19 protein-coding genes are annotated in these 25,916 nt (G+C 60.3%); 13 read left to right on the top strand and 6 right to left on the bottom strand.

Annotated elements, in window-relative coordinates:
• Positions 1-41 precede the first annotated feature (41 nt).
• From AB7783_RS20550 to AB7783_RS20510, 9 genes are all read left to right on the top strand, one after another.
• Positions 42-680 (top strand): flavin reductase family protein, encoded by a 639-nt coding sequence (locus tag AB7783_RS20550; RefSeq protein WP_441278654.1) that lies wholly within the window; start codon positions 42-44, stop codon positions 678-680.
• A 116-nt stretch (positions 681-796) separates the two neighbouring features.
• Positions 797-1,147, top strand: a complete 351-nt coding sequence (locus tag AB7783_RS20545) for a VanZ family protein (protein ID WP_441278653.1) — start codon at positions 797-799, stop codon at positions 1,145-1,147.
• Between the two features lie 348 nt (positions 1,148-1,495).
• Positions 1,496-2,398, top strand: a complete 903-nt coding sequence (locus tag AB7783_RS20540) for a LysR family transcriptional regulator (RefSeq protein ID WP_139285789.1) — start codon at positions 1,496-1,498, stop codon at positions 2,396-2,398.
• 154 nt (positions 2,399-2,552) lie between these two features.
• The gene (locus tag AB7783_RS20535) at positions 2,553-2,987 is read left to right on the top strand and encodes a TadE/TadG family type IV pilus assembly protein (protein WP_089267729.1); all 435 of its coding nucleotides are present in this window, start codon (positions 2,553-2,555) and stop codon (positions 2,985-2,987) included.
• Between the two features lie 12 nt (positions 2,988-2,999).
• Positions 3,000-4,658 (top strand): TadG family pilus assembly protein, encoded by a 1,659-nt coding sequence (locus AB7783_RS20530; protein ID WP_441278652.1) that lies wholly within the window; start codon positions 3,000-3,002, stop codon positions 4,656-4,658.
• 52 nt (positions 4,659-4,710) lie between these two features.
• Positions 4,711-5,094, top strand: coding sequence for a ribbon-helix-helix domain-containing protein (locus AB7783_RS20525; RefSeq protein ID WP_093757490.1), 384 nt, complete (start codon positions 4,711-4,713; stop codon positions 5,092-5,094).
• 114 nt (positions 5,095-5,208) lie between these two features.
• Positions 5,209-6,876 carry a methyl-accepting chemotaxis protein gene (locus AB7783_RS20520; protein ID WP_441278651.1) on the top strand — a complete coding sequence of 556 codons (1,668 nt, stop codon included), beginning with the start codon at positions 5,209-5,211 and terminating at the stop codon, positions 6,874-6,876.
• Between the two features lie 55 nt (positions 6,877-6,931).
• Positions 6,932-7,561: an NUDIX hydrolase gene (locus AB7783_RS20515; RefSeq protein WP_441278650.1), complete on the top strand. Its 630-nt coding sequence runs from the start codon at positions 6,932-6,934 to the stop codon at positions 7,559-7,561.
• A gap of 242 nt (positions 7,562-7,803) precedes the next feature.
• Positions 7,804-8,940, top strand: coding sequence for a hypothetical protein (locus AB7783_RS20510; protein WP_441279729.1), 1,137 nt, complete (start codon positions 7,804-7,806; stop codon positions 8,938-8,940).
• 56 nt (positions 8,941-8,996) lie between these two features.
• Here AB7783_RS20510 and AB7783_RS20505 read toward each other — a convergent pair whose 3' ends face one another.
• The 5 genes from AB7783_RS20505 to AB7783_RS20485 form a co-directional block, all read right to left on the bottom strand.
• The gene (locus tag AB7783_RS20505; RefSeq protein WP_309942441.1) at positions 8,997-9,785 is read right to left on the bottom strand and encodes a DUF4167 domain-containing protein; all 789 of its coding nucleotides are present in this window, start codon (positions 9,783-9,785) and stop codon (positions 8,997-8,999) included.
• 478 nt (positions 9,786-10,263) lie between these two features.
• The gene (prmC, locus tag AB7783_RS20500) at positions 10,264-11,154 is read right to left on the bottom strand and encodes a peptide chain release factor N(5)-glutamine methyltransferase (RefSeq protein WP_093757485.1); all 891 of its coding nucleotides are present in this window, start codon (positions 11,152-11,154) and stop codon (positions 10,264-10,266) included.
• The gene (gene prfA, locus AB7783_RS20495) at positions 11,151-12,236 is read right to left on the bottom strand and encodes a peptide chain release factor 1 (RefSeq protein ID WP_441278649.1); all 1,086 of its coding nucleotides are present in this window, start codon (positions 12,234-12,236) and stop codon (positions 11,151-11,153) included. Before prfA ends, prmC begins: the two co-directional genes overlap by 4 nt.
• A 55-nt stretch (positions 12,237-12,291) precedes the next feature.
• Complete coding sequence (gene ptsP / locus AB7783_RS20490) at positions 12,292-14,559, bottom strand: phosphoenolpyruvate--protein phosphotransferase (protein WP_120287361.1); 2,268 nt, start codon at positions 14,557-14,559, stop codon at positions 12,292-12,294.
• Between the two features lie 266 nt (positions 14,560-14,825).
• On the bottom strand, positions 14,826-16,079 hold the full coding sequence (locus tag AB7783_RS20485) for an aspartate kinase (protein WP_441278648.1): 1,254 nt from the start codon (positions 16,077-16,079) through the stop codon (positions 14,826-14,828).
• Positions 16,080-16,234: 155 nt separating this feature from the next.
• Between AB7783_RS20485 and AB7783_RS20480 the strand changes: the two genes are divergently transcribed.
• Positions 16,235-16,702 carry a PH domain-containing protein gene (locus AB7783_RS20480; protein WP_120287359.1) on the top strand — a complete coding sequence of 156 codons (468 nt, stop codon included), beginning with the start codon at positions 16,235-16,237 and terminating at the stop codon, positions 16,700-16,702.
• Between the two features lie 15 nt (positions 16,703-16,717).
• Positions 16,718-17,476: a bifunctional 2-polyprenyl-6-hydroxyphenol methylase/3-demethylubiquinol 3-O-methyltransferase UbiG gene (gene ubiG, locus AB7783_RS20475; protein ID WP_175368066.1), complete on the top strand. Its 759-nt coding sequence runs from the start codon at positions 16,718-16,720 to the stop codon at positions 17,474-17,476.
• A 37-nt stretch (positions 17,477-17,513) separates the two neighbouring features.
• Here the strand turns inward: ubiG and AB7783_RS20470 are convergent, their stop codons facing one another.
• Positions 17,514-18,347, bottom strand: a complete 834-nt coding sequence (locus AB7783_RS20470; protein WP_441278647.1) for an MBL fold metallo-hydrolase — start codon at positions 18,345-18,347, stop codon at positions 17,514-17,516.
• Between the two features lie 309 nt (positions 18,348-18,656).
• Between AB7783_RS20470 and AB7783_RS20465 the strand changes: the two genes are divergently transcribed.
• Both AB7783_RS20465 and AB7783_RS20460 read left to right on the top strand, forming a co-directional pair.
• Positions 18,657-19,490, top strand: a complete 834-nt coding sequence (locus tag AB7783_RS20465) for a LytTR family transcriptional regulator DNA-binding domain-containing protein (RefSeq protein ID WP_441278646.1) — start codon at positions 18,657-18,659, stop codon at positions 19,488-19,490.
• 278 nt (positions 19,491-19,768) lie between these two features.
• A complete protein-coding gene (locus tag AB7783_RS20460) occupies positions 19,769-25,897 on the top strand; it encodes an autotransporter-associated beta strand repeat-containing protein (protein ID WP_441278645.1) in 6,129 nt (2,042 codons plus the stop codon).
• Positions 25,898-25,916: the final 19 nt, after the last annotated feature.

The raw sequence follows: 25,916 nt of genomic DNA, 5'->3' as shown, positions 1-25,916 counted from the left end.
CCTCGTTGCGGCAAGGTGCGGCACAAGAGGCAAAACCTGCGATGACGATCCACTTTGATTTCGCCAAGCTTAGCGCGCCGGAGCGCTACAAGTTGCTTTGTGGTCTTGTTGTCCCGCGACCGATTGCGTTGATCACAACCATTTCCGAGGCTGGCGTGGTCAATGCAGCGCCGTTCTCGTTCTTCAATGTGTTCTCCGAAAAGCCGCCGCTGGTAGTGGTCGGCCTGCAGGCCAGGCCCGATCTGTCGGTCAAGGACACGACCCGCAATGTGCGCGCCAATGGGTTGTTTGTTATCAATATGGTGGATGAGGCCCTTGCCAACGATATGGTCGATTGTTCGATCAGCTTTCCATCTGACATCGGTGAACTGGATGCCCTGCAGCTTCCAATGACGGCTGGCATCAATGTGCCGGTACCGCATTTGGCGAAGGCGCCTGCGGCACTGGAATGCCGAAAAGTGACAATGATGAACTTTGGCGCAGAACGCGACCTATTGGTCGGAGAGGTCCTGGGCATTCAGGTTCGCGATGGTGTTGTCGACCCCGTCACCTTGCGTACGGACTACGATCACTATCTTCCGGTCGCACGCATCGCGGGAACCATGTATGCACGGATGAAAGATCGGTTCGAGATCAAACCTGACAGCTTAGACACCTGGCAACTCCGCAACCCCCGCTGAGGGAGGTTTTGTCCGCGGAGTGCGTCGGAATGCCGGTGGTAGTTCTCTGCGCGTTCGATTAACCGTCAGAGGTGAGAAATTGCCGCTCCTGCGGTTGCATGGGATATGACTGCTGGATGTATCGGAAAACCGTCATTGTTGTCGCGTGGACTACACTTGCATTGATTGCTTTTGCGACTCTGTCACCGATCGGGTTGCGGCCGCATTTTGGCGGCGTCAGCCTTGAGCGCTTCGGCGCATTCGCACTCGTGGGCCTTTTGTTCGGTCTCGCTTATCCCCGCCATCTCTGGCTTGTCCTGACGCTCGTTGGGGGGGCGGCAGTCGGGCTGGAGGTGCTGCAACATCTGACGCCGGACCGGCACGGCGAGGCGCGGGATGCGCTGGTCAAATTTGCAGGTGGCGTCACCGGCATCGGGATATCGCTCGCGCTCCATCAGACCTTAAAGCGATTTATCACCTTAGGTTGACAATCAGCTGAACTACTCACTGAGGTACGTCAGTTTTTTCCGCGAATCGCGTTTGGTGAGTTCCAGCCTGTGAAGCGCTATCCCGATGCTTTACATCTCGCGGCTTTAAAAAAAATACGTGTAATCACGGTAGTGCTCTACCCGCGCCCCCTCTTGAGACTGCTAATGGCAGAAATCACACATGTCTCCACATGAAAGTACTTGGCATGTGTAAAAAGACACCGATACAACTTGAAGGACGGTGTATGCCGTGGCGTCTACAATTTTGACGAGCCTAAGAAACGTTTCGGCCAGATTGATGTAGATGGCCGATGACTTTGGTGCGAGGTCTCGAAGCGGACAATTCCGTTGCGTGGAGAAGACGTCGATCTCAAAGGACAACGTATTATGCATCGGCGGTACCAGCATTCGAGCATCCCAACCGAAATCATGCGATCGGTTGTCGGTATTTCCGAAGCCGGCAGTATCACCAAGGCCGCGAAGCTGCTCGGCCTGAGCCAGCCTGCCATCAGCTCGCAGATCAAGCGCATTGAGCACGCGGTCGGCGGCAGTATCTTCCAGAAGTCTGCCAACGGCTCATCGACGACAGAACTCGGAAAGCTCGTTCTGATCCAGGCCAGGAAGATTTTGGAGGCGAACGACCAGTTGCTCTTGCTGCGTGGCGCTTCGCCCGAAGATCAGACCATCCGGCTTGGTCTGACCAATTTCTATTCGCAACGCGCAATGGAAGGGATGAGCAAGGCGGCGATGAGCAATGTCTGCATCTATTCAGATAATTCGGCCGAGATCGCGAAAAGCATGCTCGACGGCTACGTCGATGTCGGCGTGTTCCTCAGTATCTCCGATATGCCCGGGGATGCGGCCATCGATGTCATCGCGCAACGCGACGATGAATTGACTTGGGTTCGATCCAGGGATTTTACGTTAAGCCCTGGCGCGCCCATTCCGTTGCTGACCTGGCCGGGGCAGATCGTGCATAACGTCATGATTCAGGCGCTTGAGCGCAAGGGAATGATCTATCGTATCGCATTTTCCAGCCCGGACTATCATGCACGGATCGAGGCTGCGAAGGCGGGCATCGGTTTGACCCTGCTGCCAACGGCTCTGATCCCGGCGTCGCTCTTGGCGGCCAATGAGTATTATCTTCCAAAGCTGGCGATACCCAAACTCGTGCTATGCGCGCGCGAGGGTATTCGCAAGAAACACAGCATTCTAATAGAGGAACTACACGTTAAATTCTTCGGTATATAGTTCTCTCATCAGCGCGCGTATCAGAAAACATGATCACCTCATCAAATCCAATGCCATCATCCAACACAATGCAGGCATTGGAGATGATCGATCCCACCAAGTGGTAGCAGAAGTTGTATAGGTAGTTTTCACGCGGTCTTGCGAAACTCAGCGCATGTTGAGATTCGATGCCAGTATGAAAAAACTCCTATCGTGTCGACGCGGTTCTTCCGCAGTCGAATTCGCGATGCTGCTTCCCGTCTTTCTGTCGATCGTTTTCGGCATCGTCGTCTTCGGGTCATATTTTGCAGTCGTTCACGGTGTTCAGCAGCTTGCTGCCGAGGCAGCACGTTCCTCTGTCGCCGGGCTGACCGAGACCGAACGTGGCTCGATCGCATCGACCTATGTCACGTCGAATGCCGCGACTTATCCGCTGATCAATGCGTCAAAACTGAGCGTCAATGCAGCGACATCGTCGTCGAACGCAAACGTCTTCGTGGTCACGGTCAACTACGACGCGTCGACCATGTTCATCTATTCACTTCCTTTCGTGCCGATGCCTCCATCGCAAGTCTCGCGATCTGCCGCCATTCCCTACGGAGGGTTTTGAGCGATGGAACGGATGCGCGCACTTCTCAAGAGGTTTCGCGCCGACCAGCGCGGAAATATTGCCATCATGTCTGCGGGCGGCATGATCCTGGCCGTTTGTTGTGCTGCACTGGGTGTCGATATCGGGACCATTGCCGCCGATCGTCGCAAGACGCAGGCTGCCACGGATCTCGCCGCGATCGTTGCGGCCAGCAACTTAAGCAATGCGACAAACGCAGCAAAGGCGGCGGTCACCAGCAATAACTATCCAGCAAGCGCTCTGGTCGGTGTAGAACTCGGAACTTACACAACCAATTCCGCCGTCGCTGCGCAAAGCCGCTTTGTCACGCCAGCGACTGGAACAGCCAATGCGGCGCGGGTCAGTCTTCAGACGGCGACGCCCCTCTACTTCAGCCATTTCTTTACCGGCAGCAACAATTTCACCATCAAGACAACGGCGACCGCAACAACGACGGCCATCGCGTCGTTCTCGATCGGTTCGCGATTGGCATCGTTAAATGGCGGCTTGTTGAATAGTGTTCTCGGATCAATGCTGGGCACGACCCTGTCGCTGTCAGTCATGGACTACAATGCGCTTCTTGGCGCGCGCATTGATGCTTTCACCTTCCTCTCAGCGTTGGCGACGCGCGTCGGTCTGACCGGTGTGACTTATGACACGCTGCTGAATTCGAACATCAAGATCGGGGATGTTCTTGCCGCAGCGCTGAGCGCGCAGCAGGCTACCAATGGCAGCGGCACCGCGACCACCGCACTCTCGACGATATCGCAGGCTTCGGCATCCGTGACGACCAAGATTGCGCCTGGCAAGCTGATCGATGCGGGCCCCTACGCGAACCTGATTGTGGGCGTCAAGCCGAAAGACGGTGTGAGCATCTCGCTTTACGATTTGCTACAGGCAACAGCTGGAATCGCTAACGGCACCAACCAGATCGCCACATCCGTCAATTTAGGTCTGCCGGGCATTGCCAGCGCGTCACTGACGGCGACTATTGGCGCACGGCCACAGGGATCCGGCTGGATTGCCGTGGGCACGCAGGGCGTCAGTGTTCATACAGCTCAGACACGTGTGCTGCTATCCATCCAGTTGATCGGAAGTGGTTCGGCGTCGTTGGTCAATCTACCGGTTTATGTAGAGGTCGCGTCGGGCACAGCGACGCTGAACAAGGTCAGTTGCGGCTATCCCAACGTCAATACATCGAGCGTCACGCTTGGCGTTACGCCGGGCATTGTCGATGCATGGATAGGTAACGTCACTGTAGCCGACCTCAACAATGTTGCGACCAAGCCGAATCCAGGGCCGGCACCGCTTGTGAATCTCCTGGGTATTCCAATTGTGACGGCAAAGGCCCATGCGGGCATGGGCAACACCACGCCGGTCAGCGTCAATTTCAGCTATTCGGATATCACGTCGCAGACGAAGAAGACCGTCAACACGACAAACTTCACGTCGTCCCTGACGGGCAGTCTGCTTGGCGACCTCAACATCAGTGTTCTTGGACTGGGTTTGGCGATCCCGGGTCTTGGTGGACTCGTCACCAGCATCATCAGCGGGGCAACCAGTTCAATCGATCAATTGCTGGCGGCAACGTTGGCAAGTCTCGGCGTCGGAATTGGACAGGCCGATGTGTGGGTATCCGGCATTCGCTGTGACGGTGCAGTGTTGGTGAACTGAATCAGTAACGCGTGAACTTCAATGCCAGCTTTAACAGAAGAGGACTGATAAAATGGGATACGAAGCCGCAATGAACCGCCCCAACGTTAACCGCAAGCGCTCGGTTGTCGTCTCGAAAAAACGCACTAGCGTCAGCCTGGAAGACAGCTTCTGGGCCAGCCTGCAAGCGATCGTTCGCATGGAAAATACCACTATCGAGCACTATATCGAGAAGATTGAGCGCAAGCGCGAAACACCAAATTTATCATCCAACCTGCGTATCGCTGTGCTCGAGTATTTTCAGCAGATTGCTGCACGCAGCTTGACAGCCGGTACGGCCGATCAACCGGCGGCGAGCAGCAATGCCAAGCTGCATGACAACCACAACCAGCTGGCTGAAAAGGTAGCGGCCTATTGGGGGCGTGAGGGATCACAGAATCAGCAGCTGGTCGACTAGGTCAGCTGCTCGAACCTTCCAGTTTATTTGATTTGAGGAAACGACGCGCAGTGCCGCGCGACGTCGTTCGTCGACTATTTTACGACAACGGCCGTTTTGGCCACGGAGCGACAGATGTTTAACCGACAGAGCAAGACCGATTTGCAGAATGCGTTGGCGCAAGCGACCGCCATCAGTCGCTCCCAGGCCATCATAGAATTCAATCTCGATGGCATGATCATCAAAGCGAATGAGAATTTTCTCAAGGCGCTCGGCTACACGTTCGATGAGATCAAGGGCAAGCACCACAGTATATTTGTGGAGCCTGCCGTACACGAGAGTGTCGCTTATCGGGAGTTCTGGGGTAACCTTAACAGGGGTGAATTTCAGGCAGGGCAGTTCAAGCGGGTTGCCAAAGGCGGCAAGGAGATCTGGATCGAGGCCTCCTATAACCCGATCATGGACAAGAGTGGTAAGCCGTTCAAAGTCATCAAATTCGCTACAGATATCACGGCGCAGAAACTCGAAAGCCTCGAAGCCTCCGGAAAAGTGATCGCGATCAGCCGTGCGCAGGCGGTCATCGAATTCAATCTTGACGGAACTATCATTACCGCAAACGAGAATTTCCTGAACACGCTTGGTTACGCGCTGTCCGAAATACAGGGGCGGCATCACAGCATGTTCGTGGAAGCCGGTGAACGCGATGGCGCAGCCTACCGGGACTTCTGGGCGCGGCTCGGCCGGGGTGAGTATCAGGCGGCCGAATACAAGCGCGTCGGCAAGGGTGGCAAGGAAATCTGGATTCTCGCGACCTATAATCCGATTCTCAATGATGCCGGCAAGCCGTTCAAGGTTGTGAAATTCGCGACCGACGTGACCCAACAAAAGTTGCTGGCCGCTGATAGCAACGGCCAGATGGCGGCTATTCGCAAGTCGCAGGCGGTCATCGAGTTTCGCATGGATGGCACCATCCTGACGGCAAACCAGAATTTCCTTGATACGGTCGGTTACACGATCGACGAAATCCGGGACCGGCATCACAGCATGTTTGTCGATCCGATAGAGCGATCTGGCGCGACCTATGTGGAATTCTGGGCGAGCCTCAATCGCGGGACCTATCAGGCCGCAGAATACAGGCGCATCGGAAAGGGGGGGCGGGAGATCTGGATCCAGGCATCCTACAATCCGATTTTCGATCTGAATGGCAAGCCGTTTAAGGTGGTCAAATACGCTGCCGATATTACGGCGCAGGCCATGGCCCGCCTGAAAGCGGAGCGCGCTCGTTCCTTGATCGAGTCGGTCGCAGCCGGCAGCGAAGAGATGAATGCATCGATCCGCGAGATCTCCGAGACGATGGTAAAGTCCCGGCAGACGGCAGAATCCGCGGTGCAACAGGTGGAGACGGCGGACATCCAGGCGCAGCGGCTTACCTCGGCTGCACATGCCATGGGAGGCATCGTTGGGCTCATCGGCGACATCACCGGCCAGATCAATCTGCTCGCCCTCAATGCGACCATCGAATCGGCTCGCGCCGGTGAGGCGGGGCGGGGCTTTGCGGTGGTGGCCGCGGAGGTCAAGAATTTGGCCAACCAGGCCAAGCAGGCGACCGACAAGATAAGCAGCGAGATCGAGGCCCTGAACGGTATCTCCGGTGACGTGGTTGGCGCGCTGGTTTCTATCAAGCAGGCGATCGAACATGTTAACGAGTTCGTGACTTCGACGGCAGCGGCCGTCGAAGAGCAGAGCACTGTGACCAGTGATATGTCGGACAACATGCAGCGCGCGGCATCTGAACTGGCCTGATGCGCTGAATTTATCGGCTTTGTTGGATCATCCGTGACTGTGCTATCAATCGCGGATGATCCTGCCGTTCAATGCCGCCACCCGAACAATGATCGAGAATCGCCTGGCCGCATTCACGCGGATCGGCGAGGGCCAGTACGCTTCGGGGCTGAAGCGTGCGGCGGTGGCCCTGGTGATGGTTGAAGCGGCGACCGAATTGGAGACCTCGCTGTTGCTGACGTTACGCGCGTCCGGTCTGCGCGCTCACAGTAATCAATGGGCACCTCCTGGCGGTCGCTGCGATCCAGGCGAGACGCCCGTGCAGGCGGCAATCCGCGAGTTGCATGAGGAGCTCGGTCTGCAGCTTACGCGGGACGATGTCGTCGGTGTCCTCGACGATTACCCGACCCGCTCCGGCTATCTGATCACGCCTGTCGTCATGTGGGCGCACGACAGCGTTCAATTGATGCCGAACCCCGATGAGGTCGCCTCGGTTCATCGCATTGCGCTGTCGCAGATCGCGCGGCCGCAGGCGTTCGATTTCGTTGCCATTCCCGAGAGCGACCGGCGTCTGATCCGCTACAGCCATTTCGGCCACTTTATTCACGCGCCGACCGCCGCGTTGATCTATCAGTTCAGCGAAGTTCTTGCGGGGCGCACCACCCGTGTGGCCGAGCTGGAGCAGCCGGTCTTCGCCTGGAAGTGATTCTGCTCCCCGGCGCGACGCGTCAGCGCAGGCAGCGTCCGGCCTTGGAAAGACATTGTTCACCAAACTCATCCAACGTCATTTTAAGCGGGGTATGTTTGACCCGCCTGGGACGGGCGCGGGGCGGCGTCCCGCCTCATTCCTCTGCATGGCCGGCTATGCCGGCTGACATCTCGACAGGTCCCATGTCTCATTTGATTCGCACCTTTACTGCCACTGTCCCGCTCGCGGTATTTTTGTTCATGCCGGTCGGTCATGCGCTGGATTCCGCCCAGTTACCGGCAGGCGTTGCCAATGCGATGGCGCAGGGCGCCTCGCCGCAGGCCGTCGCAGAATACCGACGCAAGCTTGCGGAATATCAGGAAGCGCGCGCGGCCTTCGATCAGGAGGCCGGTGCCTATTGGGATGCAATCTCTGAGAAGCGAAAAATCCGCAATGCCAAGCGCCGCGACCGCCAGCAGATCACGCTTAATGACTACGTGCTGGAACAGGCGCCGCTTTATGAAGGACCAAAACGTCCGGTGAATCCGGAGCCCGAGGATAGCGATCCGCGCGTCCGCAAGGATCTTCCGGTGGTGGCGGATTTCCTCGCGGCGGCGAGGGAGCAATTTCAGTTCGTGCCGCAGCGGCCTGCCAATGAGATGGAGTTCAAGCGCGCTTATGCTCGTGCCGCCCTGCAGGCCGGGCTGACACGCGACATTGCGGTACGCGTCTATTCCTTCGAGACCGGTGGCAATGGCGGCCATGACATGCAGTCGGGCCTGAACCCGTCACGTCCGGGGTCTCGCGCGATCTCCACCGCTATCGGCTACAATCAGCTGCTCACAGCCAATACGACGACGCTCGTTGCCGAACAGGGGCCTCAGATTTTGAAAGTTCTGACCGAGAAGGCATCGACGCTCTCGGGCCCGCAGCGTAAGGCGATGGATCACAAGATTGCGGTCTTCAAGCGCATGCAGGCGACTGTGCGCACTGTCCCGCAAAACTGGAGCGCGCTTGAGAAGCTCGGCACGACGCCGCAGGGCTGGGCCATGCATGCGCTGGTGCTGGACATGGATATCGGCCCGCAATTGCAGGTCCACAAACTACTGACGTCAGTGAATTTTGCCCGCGCCCGCGGGTTTGATCGCCCGCTCAGCGCAGCCGAGCTTGAGATGATGAATCTCACTGGCGATGGCAACGGCTTCGATATGGTGACCATGCCGCTGGCGATGCGTGAACAGGTGCCGACGGCGAACTTCTTCCAGCGTGGCGGGTATGAGCGCAATCCGGTGGCGATCCGCCACAATACCGTGGCCAAGCTACTCGCAGTTACCAATGCGCGAATGGACAGCAACAGCAATCTGCCAGGCGCAAAAGAATTGGCCGCGGCTTTTTGAGCCACGGCCAATCTAAGCCTCGTGATGTGCGCTCTCTCGCCGGAGAGCGGCTGGGCTTATGAGTTGCCCGGATTGAAATCGTCGCTTGGTGCTTCTGCCGGCGCGCCAGCTGCAGCAACGTCGGGGCGAGGACCGTGCGGACGGCGGCGACGACGCGGCGGGAAGCGCTCCCCACCAGCATTCTGTTCGAAGCCGCCTGGAGCAGCACCCGGCTGAGGCTGCGCACCACCCGTGATGAAAGAAGGCAGACGATCGACACCATCGCCGACCGGCATCATCGGCTGCGGTTGCGGCTGATATTGCGGCTGGCCCTGCGGCTGATTCTGCTGACGGTGTTCGCGATTATTGTTCTCGCGGGGCTGATAGGGCTGTTCGCCGCGCTGCTGATAGGGCTGACCACCCTCACGCTGCGGAGGCTGCTCGCGCTGCGCAAAGGGCTGCTGTTGTACCGGCACGAAACCGGGCTCGGCACCGAAGTTCGAGTAGCTCTCGCTCTCGTCATCGTTGTCCTCAGGCGGCATCTCGTTTTCGGTGCGCGGTTGCGGCTGATTCTGCCGGAACTGCTCCTGCGCGGCGGCGATCAGGCGGAAATAGTGCTCGGCGTGCTGATAGTAGTTCTCGGCAGCAACGGGATCGCCGGAGCTGCGTGCATCGCGGGCGAGCTGGACGTACTTCTCTGCGACGTGGGAGGCGGTACCGCGGATCTTGATGTCGGGGCCATTCGATTCGAAGACCCGGGTCATCGGGTTCTGGCCGCGCCGATTGTTATTGTTGTTATTATTATTGTTGTTGCGGTTGTTGTTGTTCCGCATCCGCTTGTTGTTGTTGTTCTGACCGTTTCGCATGTGTCGCCTTCAGTTATCGATCCAGAGTGTCACAGAGCTATGTTTCAAAGAGATGATTGCCGCAGCACATTGCGGGATGCGGACGCGCGAAGCACCCGAATCGTCGTGCAGACCTTTGCTGCATCGATCTTGCCGTCATTCGCGTTCAACAAAGACGCGTTCCCCAACCGCCCGCTGACCGTGCCAGCCGGACCAAATCACCCACCTGCCGAAACAAGGTCAGGCTTCTGTGCGTGAAGTTTAAAGCGCAATATCAGGCTTTCGTTCGCTTTGCGGTCGCGAGCAGCGCAGCTCTCTCAGCCATCGCGCTCAACCAAACCTGCCTGTTGGAACCTTTCACCCGGACGGGCTCTCTAGCGAGAATTCTGGCTTCCTGCCGTAAATCTACGGGGCGAGCCAACCCTGAACCGATGTTGTGACAGGAAGGTAGTCGCTCCCCGGGGATATTCCAAGTGGTTTTTTCTGTCGCAAGAAGGCTTTATCGGGGCTTTTTTTGTCCCGATACCGCCCTGCGAATGCCGCCCAGATCGGCTTTGGCTGGCCCCGGCAGGGTTAACCCGGACACCGTCATCAGACCGGCGACATCGTCGCTTTGGTCGTGGCCCACCTCGACCACCAGGAGGCCGCCGGGCACCAGCAACCGGGCGGCTTCGGGGGCGATGGTTCGATAGGCATTTAGTCCGTCTTTTCCACCATCCAAGGCGCGGAGCGGGTCGTGGTCGCGCACCTCGATGTCGAGGCCGGCAATGTCGGCCGAGGGAATATAGGGCGGATTGGAGACGATCAGGTCGAAGCCGCCGGCCAGGGCTGAGGCATAGTCGCAGACAGCGAAATGGGCGCGCTCGATCAAGCCGAGTTGCGCAGCGTTGGAGCGAGCCGTTCGCAGGGCGTCGAGATTGATATCGGTCGCAATGCCGGTGGCGTTGGTTAACTCCGAAAGCAGCGCCAGCAGGATTGCGCCGGAGCCTGTGCCGAGATCGGCGATCACAAGCGGACGGTCACGCGGACCTGTCGCATCGAGAAGTTCGAGCGCCGCCTCGACGAGGGTTTCGGTATCGGGACGGGGCACCAGCGTGTCGGGCGATAGCTGCAGCGGCAGACCCCAGAATTCTTTCATGCCTAGGACACGGGCCACGGGTTCGCCATCGATGCGGCGCTGTGCGAAGCGGGCAAGTTGGGCCGCTTCATTGGACGTCAAGATGCGATTCGCAGCCGAGATCAACCCGGTCAGATCGAGTCCGAGCGCGTCGCCTGTCAGCAAGCGCGCGTCGAGTTCAGCGGAATCGATGCTGTGGGTGCGGAGCAGATTGGTCAATGAGCGTCGTGCGTTCTCGACGCTCTGTCCGGCGAACATGTCGCCGGCGCTCACGCCGCGTCGCCCTGGGCAGCGAGTTGTGCAGCCTGATGCTCTGTCGTCAGCGCATCGACCAGTTCGCCCAACGCTTCGCCGGCAATCACCTGCGGCAGCTTGTAGAGCGTGAGATTGATGCGGTGGTCGGTGACGCGGCCCTGCGGGAAATTATAGGTGCGGATGCGCTCCGAGCGGTCACCGGAGCCGACCTTCTCCTTGCGCTCGGCCGAGCGGGCGGAATCGATACGCTGCTGCTCGGCGTCATAGATGCGCGAGCGCAGGATGTTCATCGCCGAAGCGCGGTTCTTATGTTGCGAGCGGCTGTCCTGCATCATCACCACGATGCCGGTCGGGATATGCGTGATGCGGATCGCTGATTCGGTCTTGTTGACGTGCTGGCCGCCGGCGCCCTGGGCGCGCATCGTGTCGATGCGCAGGTCGTCCTGCTTGATGTCGATATCCACTTCTTCGACTTCGGGCATGACAGCGACCGTTGCCGCCGACGTGTGAATGCGCCCTTGAGTCTCCGTATCGGGCACGCGCTGCACGCGGTGTACACCGGATTCGAATTTCAACTTGGCGAAAGCACCGCGGCCCTTCACCTCGGCGATGATTTCCTTGTAGCCACCCATGGTGCCTTCGGACGCCGATATCACCTCGACCTTCCAGCCGGCCAGCGCCGCGAAGCGCTCATACATCCGGTACAGGTCGCCGGCGAACAGTGAAGCCTCGTCGCCGCCGGTGCCGGCACGGATTTCCAGCACCACGTTGCGCTCGTCCATCGCATCCTTCGGCAACAGCGCCACGCGGATTTCCTGCGCCAGCGCCTCGATGCGTTCTTCCAGCGCCGGGCACTCGGCCTGCGCCATCTCGCGCATCTCCGCATCGGTCGAAGTATCGGCGATCATCGCATCGATATCTTTGAGCTCTGCAAGCGCACCGCGATAGGTCTTCACCGCGTCGATCAGCGGATTGAGCTCGGACAGCTCGCGCGTCATCTTCACATAATTCTCGGCGCTGACCTGACCCATCAGTTGTGCCTCGAGCGAGGCGTGATGTGCGAGGAGTACGTCGAGTTTGGTTTCGGGCAGCAGGGACATCGTGGAATCTCGGAGATCGCGGAAAGGGGAAGCGCGTCGTACGGGCAGAGCCTCGCTACAACGACAGTCCCTCGGCCTCAGCGAATTCGGTGAGCTTCTGCCGAATCGAGACGCTGCCCGAGGGGGCGTCGAGCAGTTGTGTCATCAGCGCCTCGGCCTTTTTGGCATCGAGGTCGAGAATCATTGCCTTCACGGGACCGTGTGCGGTGGCCGACAGCGACAGCGAGCGATAGCCCATGCCAATCAGCGCCAGCGCGCCGATCGGCTGCGAGGCCATCTCGCCGCACAGCGAGACGTGACGTTTGGCGGCGTCGCCCTTTTGCACGATCTCACGCAGTACGCGCAGGATCGGCGCCGACAGCGTATCGAAGCGTTCCGACACCTTGGCATTGCCGCGGTCGACAGCGAACAGGAACTGGAACAGGTCGTTGGAGCCGACCGAGACGAAGTCGACCTTCTTCAGGAGTTCGTCGAGCTGATAGACTAGCGCAGGCACCTCGATCATGGTGCCAACATCGATCCGCTCTGGCAGCGCATGGCCATGCTGGCGCAGATAAGTCAGCTCGCGTTCGATGATTGCCTTGGCCTGATCGAATTCGGCCACTTCCGAAATCATCGGGAACATGATGCGCAGCGCCCGCCCGCCGCCGGCGCGCAGCAATGCGCGGATCTGGCCGCGCAGCAGGCCCGGCCGATCGAGGCCAAGACGGATCGCGCGCCAGCCCAGCGCCGGGTTCTCCTCAACGATGGTCTCCATGTAAGGGAGCGCCTTGTCGCCGCCGATGTCGAGGGTGCGGAACGTCACCGGCTTGGAGCCGGCCGCATCGAGCACCGCACGATACAGCGCCAGCTGATCGCTGGAGCGGGGCAGGCTTTCGCCGACCATGAATTGCAGTTCGGTACGGAACAGGCCGATGCCCGCCGAGCCGGTATCGTCGATATGCGGCAGGTCGATGATCAGACCGGCATTGATCAGCAGGTCAACCTTCTGGCCGTCCTTGGTTACGCAGGGAAGGTCGCGCAGCGCTGAATACTGCGCCTGTCGCCGTGCGCGGAACCGCACGCGTTCGGCATAAGCGGATTCGATCTCGGCGGAGGGCCGAATATAGATCGAGCCCGAGGTGCCATCGACGATGACGGCGTCGCCTGGATCAGCAATGCCCGGCGCATTTGCGACTTCGCCGATCGCGGGAATGCCGAGCGCGCGCGCCACGATCGAGACATGCGAATTAGCCGTACCTTCCTCCAGCACCAGGCCACGCAGCTTCTTGCGATCGTAGTCGAGGAGGGCGGCTGGGCCCATCGCACGTGCGATCAGGATCGCATTGTCCGGCATCTGCTCGCGCGACGGCGCGTGATCCTGGCCGACCAGCTGCCGCATCAGGCGGTGGCCGAGATCTTCAAGATCGTGCAGGCGGTCGCGCAGATAGGGATCGGTGGAACGCAGCATGCGCGCACGGGTATCCGACTGCACGCGTTCGACGGCGGCTTCGGCGGTGAGGCCGGTGGCGACGGCTTCGTGCAGCTTGTGCGACCAGCCGTGGTCATTGGCGAACATGCGATAGGCTTCGAGGACATCGCGATGCTCGCCGCCGTCGGCGACGTCGCCGCGTTCCAGCATGCGGTCGAGGTCCGATCGCAGCTTGGTCAGCGCGGTGTCCAGCCGTTTGATTTCCTTCGGCAGGTCTTCGGCGATGTAATTGGTGATGACGACGCGCGGCTCGTGCAGCACTACATGTCCGAGCGCGATGCCATCGGAAAGGATGGCGCCGGTCTTGTGCAGGGAATGCCGCGCAGCGGGCTCGGCGCCCGGCTGCGCCAGCGCCGATAGCTCGCCGGAGGCGATCATCTCGGCGAGCACCATTGCCGTTGTCTGCAGCGCCTCGACTTCCTCCTCGACATAAGTGCGCTTGGCGCGGTTCTGCACCACCAGCACGCCGAGCGTATTGCCGGCGCGCAGGATCGGCACGCCTAGGAACGAGTGATAGATCTCTTCGCCGGTCTCCGGGCGGAACGAGAACGCCGGATGGCTCTGCGCGTCGTTGAGATTGAGCGGCGTGGCTTCGGAGGCGACCAGACCGACCAGGCCTTCATGGGAGCTCAGCACGGTCTGGTGGACGGCGTCGCGGTTGAGGCCTTCGGTGGCGTAGAGCTCGAGTGTATTGTCGACGCGCAGCACGTATGTCGAGCAGACTTCCGCCACCATATTGGCGGCGATCAGCACCACGATCTTGTCGAGGCGTTCCTGAGCGCTGACCTGCTCCGCCATCACTTCGCGGAGCCGTCTCAGCAAGACTCGGGGGCCACCCGACGCGCTCCGCATGTGCCGACACCCTCCCCACGAGGCCGACACCTGACAAAAGCCGTGCGCCGACGCTAAGCCTCAGAAAACAATAGAATTTGCACCGCCGCGCAACAAGAGGCGCAGCGACAGAACCGTATCAGATTGTCCGAAACGGCGCCCTCAGCCGCAACGGCTGCCCATGCAGGCCGTATAGCGAATTGAGGCTTGTTTTGCCAAGCAAAACACCTGCCAGACAAGAAACACACCGTTCACATCAAAATAACGGATGTTTCAGGAAAAATTTTCTACGCTTTGTCGAGACCATACAGCGTGTGCAGGGTGCGAACCGCCAGTTCCGTATAGGCCGTATCGATCAGGACAGAGAACTTGATCTCGGACGTGGTGATTGCCCGGATATTGATCTGGCGCTCGGAAAGGGCGGCAAAGGCTTGCGCGGCGACGCCGGCATGGCTGCGCATGCCAGATCCGATCACCGAGACCTTGGCGACATCGGTCGCGCTGTCGATGCGGGCATAGCCGATCTTGGCCTTGGCCGCCGTGATGGTCTCTTTGGCACGGGCATAGTCGGTGGCCGGGACGGTGAAGGTCAGGTCGGTGGTCTTGCCGTCTTCGGAGACGTTCTGGACGATCATGTCCACATTGATGTTGGCTTCGGCCAGCGGCACGAAGATCGAGGCGGCGACGCCCGGCTTGTCCTCGATCTGGCGGACGGAAATCTGGGCCTCGTCCTTGGAAAAGGCGATTCCGGTAACGACGTGGCTTTCCATGATTTCCTCCTCGCTGCAGATCAGCGTGCCCGGCGGGGTGCCGTGCGGGTCGATGTCTTCGGGTTTGTCGAAACTTGAGCGCACGAAAATCGGCATATTATGGGTCATGCCGAGTTCCACGGAGCGGACCTGCAGGACCTTGGCGCCCTGCGACGCCAGTTCCAGCATTTCCTCAAACGCCACCTTGTTCATGCGTTGTGCCTTTGGCACGACGCGCGGATCGGTGGTGTAGACGCCGTCCACGTCGGTATAGATGTCGCAGCGGTCGGCCTTGACGGCGGCGGCAATTGCCACTGCCGAGGTATCGGACCCACCGCGGCCGAGCGTGGTGACGCGGCCGGTCTCGGCATGGATGCCCTGGAATCCGGCGATGACGGCCACTTCCTTGCGCTCCTTGAAGCGCTTGATGAGCTTGCCACCGTCGATCTCGTCGATTCGGGCCGAGGCATGAGCGTCCGACGTCTTGATCGGGATCTGCCAGCCCTGCCAGGAGCGCGCCTGGATGCCGATGGTCTGCAGCGCGATCGCCAGCAGGCCGGCGGTCACGAGCTCACCGGACGCGACGATGGCGTCGTATTCCCGGGCGTCATGCATCGGCGACACTTCGGTGCACCAGGCCACCAGTTCGTTGGTTTTGCCCGACATCGCCGACACCACGACCGCGACCTCATGACCGGCATCGACCTCGCGTTTGACGTGCTGCGCGACGTTGCGGATGCGGTCGATGTTGGCGACGGACGTACCGCCGAATTTCATTACGAGCCGGCCCATGACGAGTGGTGCATTCCCTGACGACAGTGGGTAAAGATACCGCGCACTACGCACGCGGGCGAAAACGCGCGTATACATAGCGGCGAGGGTGGGGGCAAGCAACCCGGGCTCCTGGTCCCTTAGAACGCACCGAGACAGGGCATTTTGGACGGTTTATGGGGCGCTATATCGACGATATCCTGCAGCCGGGCGAGAAGGTGCTGTATTCCAGCAACTTGCACTGGGTGGTCTATGTCCCGGCCATCGCGGCCTGGATTGTCTCCGCGGCTTTGCTGGTCCTGACGCGTTACGCGATCAACGAAACCCTTGTTCTGCTCTGCCTGGCATCTTCGGCGGTAGTGGCCTTCGCGGCGCTGTACTGGTCGATGAAGGGCTGGTTCCAGCGCTGGACGACCGAGACGGATGTCACCACGCTGCGGGTCGTGCACAAGGAAGGCTTCATCACGCGCAAGACTTTCGAGATCAGTATCGACAAGGTCGCGAGCGTCAGCGTCAATCAGAGCATTCTGGGACGCATCTTGAATTATGGTGACATCGCCATCGAGAACATGGGTGATGATGAGGAAGTCATCAAGATGATCGCGTCGCCACTCGCATTTCGCAGCCACATCACAGCGCGATAGGACAACGGCTCTACAATGGCCATGCAATCCAGCTATTCCGATGCTTCCGCATCCTCCGTCGATGCCAGCGAAGTCGCGAAATTCTCGAAGCTGTCGGAGGAATGGTGGGATCCGCGCGGCAAGATGGCGCCGCTGCACAAGATCAACCCGCTGCGCCTGACCTATATTCGCGACGCCGCCTGCCGCAAGTTCGATCGCAATGTCCGCAGTCTCAATTGCCTGAGTGGCTTGCGCATGCTCGATATCGGTTGCGGGGCTGGTCTGCTGTGTGAGCCGTTCACGCGGCTCGGCGCACAGGTGATCGGTATCGATCCCTCCGCCACCAATATCGCCGCCGCCAAGTTGCACGCAGACAAGGGGCATCTGTCGATCGATTATCGTTGCACCACCGTCGAGGAGATGGACGTGCGTGAGCGTTTCGACATCGTGCTGGCGATGGAAGTGATCGAGCATGTGGTCGATGTTGGTGCTTTCCTCGATCGCTGCGCGTCGATGCTGAAGCCTGGTGGCCTGATGGTGGTGTCGACGCTGAATCGAAACTGGAAGAGCTTTGCGCTCGGCATCGTCGCCGCCGAATACGTGCTGCGCTGGCTGCCCCGTGGCACCCATCAGTGGGACAAGTTCGTCACCCCGGACGAACTCGCGCATCACCTGTCGCGCAACAAGCTGGAAATCACCGAACAGTCAGGCGTGGTCTACAATCCACTCGGTGACCGCTGGACGCTGTCGTCCGATATGGACGTGAACTATATGGTGGTCGCGGAAGAGGTCTAGCGTTTCTGTTCTGCCTGACCCCCGCTTCGACAGGTCGTCAAACCCCGTTGAGAATAATCACCGTCGGTGCCTTGGGCAGCGCATTGAGTGATATTGTCAGTGTTTGGGCGCTGCGCTGGTCGATTTCGAACTCTTTTCCGATCTTCGCCATGAAGTCGCTGAGCGGCGTCATGAAGCGATGCATGGGCAGCACCACCGAGGCGCGTAGCCGCTTGGTGATCTCGGATACGCCGTCGAGAGACATTGTGTAGCTGCCATCGATCGGTACCATCACGATGTCGAGGCGGCCGATCGCGGCGAAGTGGCTTTCGTCGAGCTTGTGATGCAGATGGCCGAGATGGCCGATGCACAGGCCGGCAACCTCGAAGATGAAGATCGAATTGCCGTCCTTCACCATCTCGCCGCCGGCGTCATCGCCATAGTAGCGGCGGATGTCCGTCGTGACGTTGCGGATCAGCACATCGCCGATGCGCTCATGGATCTGCGCCGGCTGTCCACTCTCGCCCCACCCATGCAATACCGTCTTGATGCGCGGGTCGGGATACAGCGTGTAATGGGTGCTGTGGGCCCGGTTCATCGTCACCACATCCGGGATGCGATCGAGCTTGTAGATGCCGTTATAGTCGGTGGCGATAGTCACGCCGCCGGGTGTGTCGATGTAATAGGTGGAGTGCCCGGCATAGGTGATGGAGACTTCATCGGCCTTCGCAGCAGTCCGACGCAAACTGACTGGAATTGCGAGTGGTGGCCGTGTGGCCATTGCCAGACACTCACTGCCGCGCGGGGCATTTTGCGCGAGTGCTGGGGTAACAACCCAACTCATTGCCCAACAAGTCAGGGTGCCGAGGACAACAGGCAGAAATCGCAGCATGATCCGGCAGTCTCCGAATGCGCTTTGCTTCAATGTATCGCCAAAAGCGGACGCTGCAATGCTGGTTGTGGCGCCGGAGACTGCCCAAGATCGCGGCGCATCGCACGATGTGGATGCCCGGGTGCCGCGATGGAATAGTCGCCACGCTGCAGGGATTGACACGTTGTCTAAGGTAATATGGTTGGGTAGATCTTGTGATCACTACCGCGAGCATTGCAGTTGTCATCCAATTCAGCCCAGCCTTGGGAATTCGTCAGCCGCGATGATCGTGTTGCGGCGTCGCAATCGGGCTGGGTGTTTGACACTGCGATGCTGCTGCTGACGCGGCCACTTGATGCGGCGATTGCCGAGATACTCCAAGTCATAGGCGTGGAGGCCGAAGCAGATCGCGCATGGATGTTCGAATACGATGCCGACCATCTGCGCTTTCGCAACACCCATGAGTGGAGTCGCGGCGGAGTCGGATCCTTTGTGCAGGATCTACAGCATGTGCCGGTCACAATGATCGGCTGGCTGCATCAACGGCTAATCCTGGGGCAGGCTGTGATGGTCAATGACATCGAGGCACTGCCGCGCAGCGCCGGTGCGTTGCGCGCTGAGTTTATCAGGCAGAACAACAAAAGCGTACTCAGCGTGCCGGTGTTTCATAACGGTAGGCTCGTCGCCTGCATCGGTTTCGATGCGGTCGAGGCGCCGCGCCGGTGGTCGGATGAAATCGCTGATCTGTTTCGTTGTGCCGATCTCATCGCGGCGGCGCGCTATGGCCGGTCGCCGATCACCTCTGGTGGGGAAGATTCGCAGGCGGCGTATCCCGCACTGATCTACCTACGTCGCGCGCATGGCATTCTCGGCACGCCATTGACCGAAATCGTCGGCCTGCGCTCGTCGAAAGACTATACCGAGGTGTGGCTGGTGGATGGCGCGATGGTCCTTGATCCAAGGCCGCTGACACAGTGGCTGGGCCTGATCCCGCCGGGCTGGTTCGTTCGTATTCATCGCACGGCCGTCGTCAATCATCAGTTCGTGCGCGAGGTCGTGCGCCGGTCGAGCGGGGCATGGCAATTGCGCTTGCATGATTATGAAGACCATTGGCCGGTATCGCGCGCCGGTCGAGCTGAGCTACGTGCGCACCTTGGCGTTTGAACGACACCAAGCGAGATGAATGCGAGCACGTTAGCGACTCACATTCCACGTTCCGATTGCTATCAATCGCGTGCTGATCACGACTTAACAAATCGTTAGCGACGTCAGTGTGTTGAGTATTTTTCGCGTTGTGTGTTGCTACGTTTCAACACGCGAAAAACCTGCAGGGCGTTCGTCGAACCTATAGGTCGATTCGTCGATCTTTGATTGCGACTCGTCATGCGATCGCGTGTCTCATGGAACTTCATTCGCGTGGATCTGCGAGCTGGAGTCGAATCGTGAAGCTCCCAGTATTTTTCGTCGTCAGCGCAGCGTGCCGCAGCGGCTCGGACATGAGCAGCGTCACCGGCGTGCGCCGTGCTAACACGTTGATGTCGTCGACAGCCATGACGCTGTCGCTTGCCGGTCTGGTGCTGGTGGTTGCGGCGATTGCCTCGTCGCAAGCGGTTCATGCGCAGGCTTCGGGCGTCGGCGGAAATGGTGGAGCGCATGCATCCAGTAATCCGAAAGCGGGCGGAATAGGCGGTGTGATCGATCCCGCCAATGGAGGCGGAGGCGGTGGCGGTGGCGGCAGGAATGCCAGGAACGAGTCGCTGAAGAACGCTTATATCGGCAATGGCGGCAAGGGTGGCAGTGGTGCACATGCCAGTGGAGGGGGAGACGGCGGCCAGGGTGGAAACCTGGGCTTCAACGGCTCGCAACTCCCGGGCGGCCAAATCCAGGGAGGCGCGGGATCGCCCGGGAAGCGTCCCCAGCGGCTCAAAGGTGGAGATGGCAGCAACTGGTTTCACGGAATGGGCCATGACGGTGGCAGCGGCGGTGGTGGCGGCGGTGGCGGCACCGGCGCGATATTCAGCGGGTCGTTCGTTCCGAGCAACCAGTTCATTGCGGGCGGTGCAGGTGGCAGTGGCGCCGCCGCCGCCGATGGTGGCGATGGTGTTGTGGCGTACTACGGAACCTTCATGGCCCCCGGCTACGGCGGCGGCGGTGGAGGTGGGGGTGGGGGCGGCGGCGGCGGAATAGGCCTCTACGCATCCGGACAAACCCTGGAAACGCTCGCTCCCGCTATCAAAGGTGGTTCGGGCGGTTGGGGTGGCGCCGGCGGCAATGGAGGCACGGGCGCGCCGGATAGTATCGGTAACTATTGCCCGGGCGGACAGCCGCCCTGCATCACCACCGCGACCGACGGCGGCGTCGGCGGCGATGGCGGCAGTGGAGGCAATGGTGGCAATGGCGGCGCCGGCATCGTCGTCGAAAGCGCTCGTATGACCGTCATTAGAAGCGGCGCCTCGGTGTTCGGCGGGACCGGCGGGACCGGCGGGGCGGGTGGATCGGGTGGCCAAGGCGTTTCCGGCGGCAATGGTGGCAATGGCGGCAACGGCGGTGCCGGCGGCACCGGCGTCGTGTTGGCGAGCCCGGGCACTGTGCGCGTCGACAATGGTGGACTGGTGCAGGGCGGCGATGCCGGAGCGGGCGGGACAGCCGGCCCGAGCGGCGGCGGCTGGGAGCTCGGCAATGGAAGCAACGGTCACGCCGGTGCGAATGGAGCGGCGGGAGTCGCCATCCTTGGGCAAAGCGCCGGCATAACGGTCGTTGCGGCCGGGACGATCGAGGGTGGGCGAAACGTCGACGGATCGCGCGCTGCGGCGATTCTGTTCTCCGGCGGCGGCAACAGGCTGGAGTTATGGTCCGGCGCGAACATTACAGGCGATGTCGTCGTCGGCTCGGATGCGAGCAATCCCAATGTCTTTGCGTTGGGTGGCAATCAGGACGCGACTTTCGATCTCTCCGGATTGGGCACGAAGTATCGGGGTTTCTCGGTGCTGGAAAAAAATGGCGACGCCGTCTGGACGCTTTCGGGGATATCGGCATCCTTCGCCGGCGATTTGCACGCCAATGCCGGCAGCGTGGCCTTTGCTGGCGGCGCCAGACTGACGACGGCCAATGGCTATATCGGCTATGACAGCGGCACCGATGCCAATGTCACCGTCTCTGGCCCAGGCGCATCGTGGCTCAATACCAATCTGTTCGTCGGCTATCGCGGCACCGGCTCGTTGCTGATTGCTGATGGCATGCATGTGATTGCAGCCACCGCTTCAATTGGCAACGATGCGTCTTATGTCGCGCATGGCACGGTGAAGGTCGATGGCATCGGGTCGACGCTCGATGCCCAGACCCTGAAGATCGGCGCAGCGTCCGTCGGCGCGTTGACGGTGAGCGATGGGGGGGCTGCGAAGGCGCGCACGATTCGGGTGGGCGCCTCCGGTGTCAGCGGTGCGTTGAGTATCGGATCCGAGCCCGGGGCAGCGGCTCTGGCGCCTGGTGTTGTGACAGGTCCGGTTGAACTCGCACAAAGCGGCACGCTCAATTTCAACCATACGAGCGGCGACTATCTCTTCAATAATCTCATTATCGGCAATGGCGCGATCAATGTGCTGTCAGGCACCACGATCCTGTCCGGCCGCAGTGCTGCTTTCACGGGCACCACGGAAATCCTGAGCGCAACGCTTGGCGTGACCGGACAACTCGGCGGCACGGTTAATGTTGATGCGGGCGGACGCCTCACCGGCAATGGCTCCGTCGGAGCTACCACGGTGCTCAACGGTGGCACTCTTGCGCCTGATGGCACGGGTCGTCTGACGGTGAACGGCAACCTGTCGATGCTCGCCGGCAGCGCCTTTGATTTCAATCTCGGCCATTTTTCGAACGGCGCAGCCTCGACGACGTCAGCGAGCGTCTTTGCAAATGGCGATGTTTCGCTCAACGACGTGGCGTTCAATATCAGTGGTACGGGCGAGCCTGCGGTCGGTTACTATCGTATGATCAACTACACCGGCGGTTCGTCAATCTCCGGACTGACCATCGGCACGACGCCCCCGATCTCGGGACTGTTTCCCGTCACCTATTCGATCGACAGCTCGCGGCTCCATGTGGTCGATCTCATTGCTTCGCCCAACGGCACCGACATCCTTCAACGTTGGGATGATGCGTCGAGCGGCACCGGAACCTGGAATGCGCTCAACAACAATTGGTTTGATTTGGCCGGCGTTGCCAATACCCAGTGGGGATCCATTTATGGCGTCTTCAACGGCCCGGGCGGCACGGTCACGATAGATGGATCGCAGAAATTCTATGGGCTGCAATTCGTCGGCGGTCTCTACAACCTTGTTCAAGGCACTGGCGAACTGCGGCCAACCGCGCTGGGCGGTTCGGACGGTATTGGTGAGCTGCGTGTTCTGTCCGGCGAGACGGCGACGATTTCGGCTCCGATTGTAGGCGCCGGTGGTGTGAACAAGACGGGTGGCGGCACGCTCGTACTCGCCGGCGCCAGCACCTATGCTGGCGGCACGACCATCAGCGGCGGCACGCTGCAGATTTCGTCGAATGCAAATCTCGGCGCTGCAACCGGCGGTCTCACCTTCGACAACGGCATCTTGCATACGACTGCAAACATCGCCTCGGCGCGGAACGTATCGTTACTCGGCATAGGTGAGATTGATACCGACGCCGCAACGGCGCTGGTGCTCACCGGTACGGTGTCCGGAACCGGCAGCTTGATCAAGGCCGGCGACGGCACTCTGATGTTGGCCAATACCAACAGCTGGACTGGCGGTATGCTACTCGAAGCTGGCACGCTGCAGCTTGGCGCTTCCGGTGCGCTGCCCAACGGCAGTGACGTGATCGTCTATGGCGGCAAGCTCGATCTCAACAGCTACAACACTTCGACGCATTCGCTGATCGGCTTCGGTGGCGAGATTGCGCTTGCAAGCGCACAACTGACGCTCAATCAGGCAAGCGATACGGTCATCGCAAGCACCGTCACCGGTGTCGGCGGCAGTCTCGTGAAGACCGGCAGCGGCACGCTGCTGTTGTCTGGAGCGAATACTTACACGGGTGGCACGACAGTTTCCGGCGGCGCTGTTGCAGTTATCGCGGACGCTAATCTCGGCACGGGCACGCTGACGCTCTCGGGTGGTACGCTGCTGACGTTGGCCGATATCGCGTCCGCGCGAAGTATCGTGCTTTTCGGCAACGGCACAATCGAGACGCTGTTCGGAACGACATTCACGACCACAGGAAGTGTCTCGGGCGCCAGCGCATTGACCAAGGATGGCTGGGGCACGTTGGTCCTGGCAGGCGCCAACTCTTTTAGCGGCGGCACGACGATCAATGCCGGTACGCTGCAGATCGGCAATGGCGGCACCACCGGCACACTGGCCGGTAACGTCACGAATAATGGTATTCTGGCATTCAACCGATCCGATAATTTCTCCTATAACGACGTCATCTCCGGTCCCGGCGCTTTCATCCAGGTCGGCGCAGGCCTTACGGCGTTTGGCAATGACAACACCTACAGCGGCGGCACGTTGATCTCTGCCGGTACGCTGCAGCTCGGCACTGGCAGCACGGCGGGCTCTATCATTGGCGATGTCATCAACAACGGCACATTCCAGATTTTCCGCTCCGACGTCTACACATTCGGTGGCACGATCACGGGAATCGGCATGTTCCGGCATGTCGGCACCGGCACGACGGTCCTGACGGCAGACAATACTTACAGCGGTGGCACGGAGATCACGCAGGGCATTCTGCAGATCGGTGATGGTGGTTTCACAGGATCGATCATCGGCCATGTCATCAACAATGGCGAACTTGTCACGAAGCGCGACGGGCTGCTGACATTGGCGGGTGCCGTCTCGGGCAGTGGTTCATTCACGCAGAGCGGTTTGGGTATCACGCGCCTCGACGGACTCAATAGCTATACGGGCGCCACCGACGTCAAGGCCGGAACGCTCAGCGTCAACGGCTCGATCGCCGCGTCGTCGCTGGTGAGCGTCGAACGCGGCGCGACGCTCGGCGGCAACGGCATCGTCAGCACCACACAGATCCAGGATGGCGGCATGCTGTCGCCCGGAAATTCGGTCGGGCTGCTGTCAGTACAAGGCAATCTGACGTTTGCCGCAGCTTCGAGCTACATGGTCGAAGTATCTGGCTCGGCGGCGGACCGGACCAATATCGCAGGCGCCGCGTCGCTCAATAATGCAGGCGTTCGCATCAGCTTCGATCCCGCGGCCTATGTGCGTGAACGCTACACCATTTTGAACGCCGCTGGCGGCATCACAGGCAGGTTCAGCCCAAATATCGTCAGCGACGAGCCGCCTTCGTTCATCACGACGCTGAGCTACGATGCTCAAAACGTCTATCTCAATGTCGATCTGAAGCTGACCGGTCTCAACATCAATCAGAACAACATCGCTTCGTCGCTGAATGCCTATTTCGGCAGCCATGGCGGCATCCCCTATGCGCTCGGGGCGATGGCGCCGGAAGATCTGACGCAGTCGTCTGGCGAACTCTCGACCGGCGTGCAACAAAACACCGTTCAGGCCATGACGCAGTTCATGGGCGTGCTGACCGATCCCTTCGCCGCCAATCGCGGCCTCGCAACCGTGAACACGGCTTCGAATGCCTTCGCGACGGCCGATCGTTCACCGACGCACTGGCGCGACGCCTACGGTGCGATCACCAAGGCGCCACTTGCGACGGCGAGTTTCGAGTCGCGATGGAATGTCTGGGCCGCGGGCTTCGGTGGTGGTCAGGCGACCGACGGCAATACGGTCGTCGGTTCGCATAATAGCAGCAGCCGGATCGGGGGCATTGCCGTCGGTGCCGATACCTGGCTGTCGCCGCAGATGCTTGCCGGCTTCGCCGTGGCTGGCGGCGGCACCAGCTTCGGCTTGTCGGATAATCTCGGTTCAGGTCATTCGGACCTGTTCCAGATCGGTGGCTTCATCCGCCATCACCAAGGCCCCGCTTATATCACAGCTGCGCTCGCTTACGGGTGGCAGAACATCACCACCGAGCGGCTGGTGACCATTGTCGATGCCGACCGGCTGCGCGCGAACTTCACCGCGCACGCTTTCTCGGCGCGCGCTGAAGCCGGTCATCGGAGCGTGCTGCCGTGGCTTGGCGGCGTGGGTTTGACGCCTTATGCCGCGGGCCAGGTTACGAATATCGACCTGCCAGCCTATGCAGAGACGCTTGTCTCCGGCGGCAATGATTTTGCGCTCAGTTACACCGGACGCAACGTCACTGCCATGCGTAGCGAACTTGGCCTCCGTACCGACAAGTCCTTCGCTTTAGATCAGGCGTTGCTCACGCTGCGTGGGCGCGCCGCATGGGCGCATGACTTCAATCGCGATCGCGTCGCGCAGGCCTCGTTCCAGTCGCTGCCTGGCGCGAGCTTCGTCGTCAACGGCGCGGCGATGGCGCCCGATGCGGCACTGACCAGCGCGAGTGCGGAGGTCATGCTCGGCAGCGGGCTGTCGGTCGCAGCGACGTATGAGGGCGAGTTCTCCAACCTCACCCGCAGCCATGCTGGCAAGGGCGTCGTGCGCTTCGTCTGGTAAGCCAAGTCCGAGGCGGTCG

This window comes from Tardiphaga sp. 172_B4_N1_3 (genome assembly GCF_052076035.1).
Taxonomy (GTDB): Bacteria; Pseudomonadota; Alphaproteobacteria; order Rhizobiales; family Xanthobacteraceae; genus Tardiphaga; species Tardiphaga robiniae.
Note: the sequence above shows the minus strand (reverse complement) of the source record. Positions and strands in the feature narration are given on the sequence as shown.